Genomic DNA, 1,714 nt, shown 5'->3' with positions numbered 1-1,714 from the left:
AAGCAATGTTTAGCCAAGCCCGGCCAGTTCTTCAATCAGGCCGCAGACATCATAACCCTCCGCCAGGACTTGCGCGATCAGGCAGAGGGCCGCTTTACCCAGGTGTTCGACTGCGCCCCAAATATCACCAGTGCGAATGTCGATATAAAGATCCAGAAAATCCCAGAACCAGGAGGGGATGCCGGATTCAGAGGCAGCCTGCTGGCCTAGTTTCGTGTCATGGAAGGTATCTGTGCAGACCGCTACATCAATGTCATTATCGGCATTGACCAGACAGTTGATGTATCCCTTGGATGCCTGGATATCCTGAATACTGATCGGAAAGACAGGGCCACTGGCCTGCTCGACTTTCGTAAGTAGCCAGATCATGTCGTCAAAGCTGTCAGCAGCAGCCTGCTGCGGAGTGAACACAATCAGATTCAGCAAAAGTAACAGACAAAATATTGAGCGTCGAAGGATGACGGATAGTTTCATGGTAGTGTCTCCTTTGTCGCCTTAGCGGATATGTGGTGCAGCAACGGGCTGCTTACCTGAATTTGCCAGAGTCTGCTTCAATTCACCCACGGTGATCCGTTTCCCTTGAGCGGTTTCAAGCACGGTGCTGTCGGGTTGTTTCAGAAGCGCATACCAGTCAGTCCCGGCGCTAATTCTGACTGCGGGGCCGGATAGATCCGGGCGCGGTTTGTTGGCTACGCGCAACTGCTGACGCCGCTCTTCGACCTGAGGTTGGAGTAACCGCAGCATACCAACGGTGGTGCGTTTGCCTGAAGGTAGTACCACGGTCTCACTATCGGGTCGTTGCATGGCTGCCTGAAGATCGTTTTTACCGCGTATGGCTATGCCTCCGGTTGCGGCAGGTTTCAGCTTCAATGCCTGCGGTTCGAGTGATTTAGGGGCGGTTGTCCTGTTTTTATGTGCAATGGAGGTCAAGCGGCGTATATCGCCAACCTTCATCCGTTTCCCGCTGGAAAGCTCCACCAGATCAGTATCTGGCCTTCCCTGCAGTGCATTGGGAGGCATGTTGCGGTTGAATTTGATGATAGCGGGCTGGAGGTGGCCAGCTGTTGCATGCTGACTACCCACCGCTTCCAGGGCGAGAACGGGGTATACGCCCATGGTGAGCAGCTGGCTTGTGATACATAAAAGAATGTGCAGAAAAGGTCGAAACATGGTTTTTCTCCTCGCTACTTCATGATCTGTTCCGGTCGCATACTATCCAGTAGTTTGATCAGCTCTTCCTTTGTTTTTAGCTTTGTCTGGCCCTGCAGAAAATGCGGAAATGACGGTGAACAGCGCATGCAGGATATGGATACCACTTGTCTCACGTTGATTCCTTCGGGTATGCATATAAATCTATATTGCCTTCCCGTTGTGTAGCACAAAACAGACCGCTGTCAATTAAGGCGGTATAATTTTTCCAGCTTTTCAGGATTGCTGCCACGCAGATAACGCAGTAGTAATGACCAATTATGCAGGGTACGCCGAATGATGCCATCCTTCTGCCAACGTCTGGCAGAGGTGCTGACCCGGTCTGGCAACAGGGTGAAAGTGTAGCCTGCCTTGCAGAGTTTGCGGGCAAGCTCAACATCTTCCATCAGCGGAATGGTCGGTACACCACCGACTTTCTGCAGGGCTGTGTTGGTGACAAAGATGGCCTGATCACCGTAGGGAAGTGTAAACAGTTTGCAGCGCAGATCAACGGTGCGCTCAATGA

2 protein-coding genes and 1 pseudogene are annotated in these 1,714 nt (G+C 52.0%); all 3 read right to left on the bottom strand.

The annotated features are described in order from the left end of the window. Nucleotides 1-9 precede the first annotated feature (9 nt). A complete protein-coding gene (locus OEL57_RS16635) occupies nt 10-474 on the bottom strand; it encodes a hypothetical protein (protein WP_300742052.1) in 465 nt (154 codons plus the stop codon). A 21-nt stretch (nt 475-495) separates the two neighbouring features. Continuing rightward, nucleotides 496-1,116 (bottom strand): hypothetical protein, encoded by a 621-nt coding sequence (locus OEL57_RS16630; protein ID WP_300742050.1) that lies wholly within the window; start codon nt 1,114-1,116, stop codon nt 496-498. Nucleotides 1,117-1,394: 278 nt separating this feature from the next. Then, a pseudogene (locus OEL57_RS16625) lies at nt 1,395-1,714 on the bottom strand (glycosyltransferase); the annotation flags it as partial.

The organism is Trichlorobacter sp. (assembly GCF_030247655.1).
In the GTDB taxonomy this organism is placed as follows: Bacteria; Desulfobacterota; Desulfuromonadia; order Geobacterales; family Pseudopelobacteraceae; genus Trichlorobacter.
This window is presented reverse-complemented; position numbering and strand designations above follow the sequence as displayed.

Coding starts and splice junctions, on each gene's coding strand:
- OEL57_RS16630 (WP_300742050.1), bottom strand. CDS start 1,116: ATGGGCGTATACCCCGTTCTCGCCCTGGAAGCGGTGGGTAGTCAGCAT.
- OEL57_RS16635 (WP_300742052.1), bottom strand. CDS start 474: ATGAAACTATCCGTCATCCTTCGACGCTCAATATTTTGTCTGTTACTT.